At 58.6% G+C, this 1,552-nt stretch carries 3 protein-coding genes; 1 reads left to right on the top strand and 2 read right to left on the bottom strand.

Features of this window, described 5'->3' with window-relative positions:
• Positions 1-36 precede the first annotated feature (36 nt).
• Together WCJ41_RS22245 and WCJ41_RS22240 are read right to left on the bottom strand one after the other, a co-directional pair.
• Positions 37-519: a TRAP transporter small permease subunit gene (locus WCJ41_RS22245; protein ID WP_336908015.1), complete on the bottom strand. Its 483-nt coding sequence runs from the start codon at positions 517-519 to the stop codon at positions 37-39.
• A 128-nt stretch (positions 520-647) separates the two neighbouring features.
• A complete protein-coding gene (locus WCJ41_RS22240; protein WP_336908016.1) occupies positions 648-776 on the bottom strand; it encodes a hypothetical protein in 129 nt (42 codons plus the stop codon).
• 87 nt (positions 777-863) lie between these two features.
• Between WCJ41_RS22240 and WCJ41_RS22235 the strand changes: the two genes are divergently transcribed.
• Positions 864-1,265 (top strand): DoxX family protein, encoded by a 402-nt coding sequence (locus WCJ41_RS22235; RefSeq protein WP_336908014.1) that lies wholly within the window; start codon positions 864-866, stop codon positions 1,263-1,265.
• Positions 1,266-1,552 lie beyond the last annotated feature (287 nt).

The following is a 1,552-nucleotide window of genomic DNA, read 5'->3' as shown; positions in this document are numbered from 1 at the left end:
AATAAGGCCGTAGTCAAGCAAGGGCGCTCTCCATGCTCACTGAAGCGGCCTCTCGTAGCTCAGTTCAACTTCGCCAGTGCCGCGCAGCACCGCCACGCGCTTGATGAGTTCCGATACGCCCTGCAGCACCAGAAGCCCGAAGCCGATGGGCAGCAATCCCTTCACCGGCCAGACCGGCAGCCCACCTGCATTGGCGGACCCCTCGCCCGACCAGAAGCTGCGCAGGAACCACGGTATGGTCATGTCCAGCATCACCAGACAGAACGGAAAGAAGAAGAACAGGAAGCCGAAGATATCGACCTTGGCGCGGGACCGTGGCGACAGGCTGCCGTAGATGATGTCGACCCGAACATGCTCGTTGAGCTTCAAAACCCAGGCGGCGCCAAGCAGGAAGATTCCGGCGAACATCTGCCACTGGATTTCGAGCCACGCATTCGATGAGGCATCGAACAGATAGCGCGACAAGGCATTTGCTGCGCTGATGAAGCAACTCACGAAGGCGAGGACTGCGGCCAGCATTGCAGCAACATGACTGATTCGGTCGATGGCGCGGGAAAAAGACAACAACGCAATCATTCGCTGGACGCCGTATGTGGTTGTGTTGAAGTTTGCCGTTATGATATCTCCGATGGCTTAAGCCTATCGATTTAAGCGGAGAGGTCAATCTTCTCTGCGAGAGGTCGGGTTGTAAGCGTCTGCCAGCCATCGAGCTTGCGCATGATGATCTGACCGGACGCCGTGAGCGCACAGAACAGCATGGCAGCTTCGGCCGTCATCGCCGGCGCGCGGGAAACTTGGAATGGAATGGGCCGTTCAGATGTATATGTTGCAGATAGCTTGTCTCCCAACTGAGGAGGACGCGGATGAACCGGCTCTTTGATCTGGTAGAAGTGGTCGGCCGGGTACTTCTCGCGGCCCTCTTCATCCAGGATGGTTGGACAGTCATCCTCAACTACGCTTCAACGACTGACTACATCGCACAGCACGGCATTCCGGCCACCTTGCTGCCTCTGGCACTGGCAACCCAGATCGGCGGCGGCGTGCTGATCATCCTTGGCCTGTGGACGCGACTGGCGGCACTGGCGCTTGGTCTCTTCTGTCTGTCGACCGCCGTTGTTTTCCATGCCTTCTCGGCAGACTTCAACGAGCAGATTCATTTCTGGAAGGATCTGGCCCTGGCAGGCGGGTTCTTCGTGCTCATGGCAAATGGCGCAAGGGCGTATTCGCTCGACGCGCTGGCGAGCCGCCGCGCAGTCGCGAGATAGTACACCGAGCCGGCCACATCATCATGACAGGGCTTCACCCGCGCCCCATCTTGCGAGGCGATCTTGTAGTTGCGTGCGAACTTGCGAGCCATCCTAATTCAAAGCCCTATTGGGCTGAGAGGATATCTTCGATGACCGCGGAAGATCGCGATATTCAGCACAAACTGAAGATTCTGAAGCACGCCGAGGAGACGGGGTATGTCGGTCGGACCTGCCGCCTGCCATTCGTGACTATGCCGCGCGGCTCGTCGCTCCCTACCTCGTTGCGGCGGTGGCGTGCTGCGAGA

It is taken from the genome of Aestuariivirga sp., from assembly GCF_037139295.1.
Classification (GTDB): domain Bacteria; phylum Pseudomonadota; class Alphaproteobacteria; order Rhizobiales; family Aestuariivirgaceae; genus Aestuariivirga.
This window is presented reverse-complemented; position numbering and strand designations above follow the sequence as displayed.

Excerpts from the sequence above, each read along its gene's own strand:
- WCJ41_RS22240 (WP_336908016.1), bottom strand. The coding sequence starts at position 776 with ATGACGGCCGAAGCTGCCATGCTGTTCTGTGCGCTCACGGCGTCCGGT.
- WCJ41_RS22235 (WP_336908014.1), top strand. The coding sequence starts at position 864 with ATGAACCGGCTCTTTGATCTGGTAGAAGTGGTCGGCCGGGTACTTCTC.
- WCJ41_RS22245 (WP_336908015.1), bottom strand. The coding sequence starts at position 519 with ATGCTGGCCGCAGTCCTCGCCTTCGTGAGTTGCTTCATCAGCGCAGCA.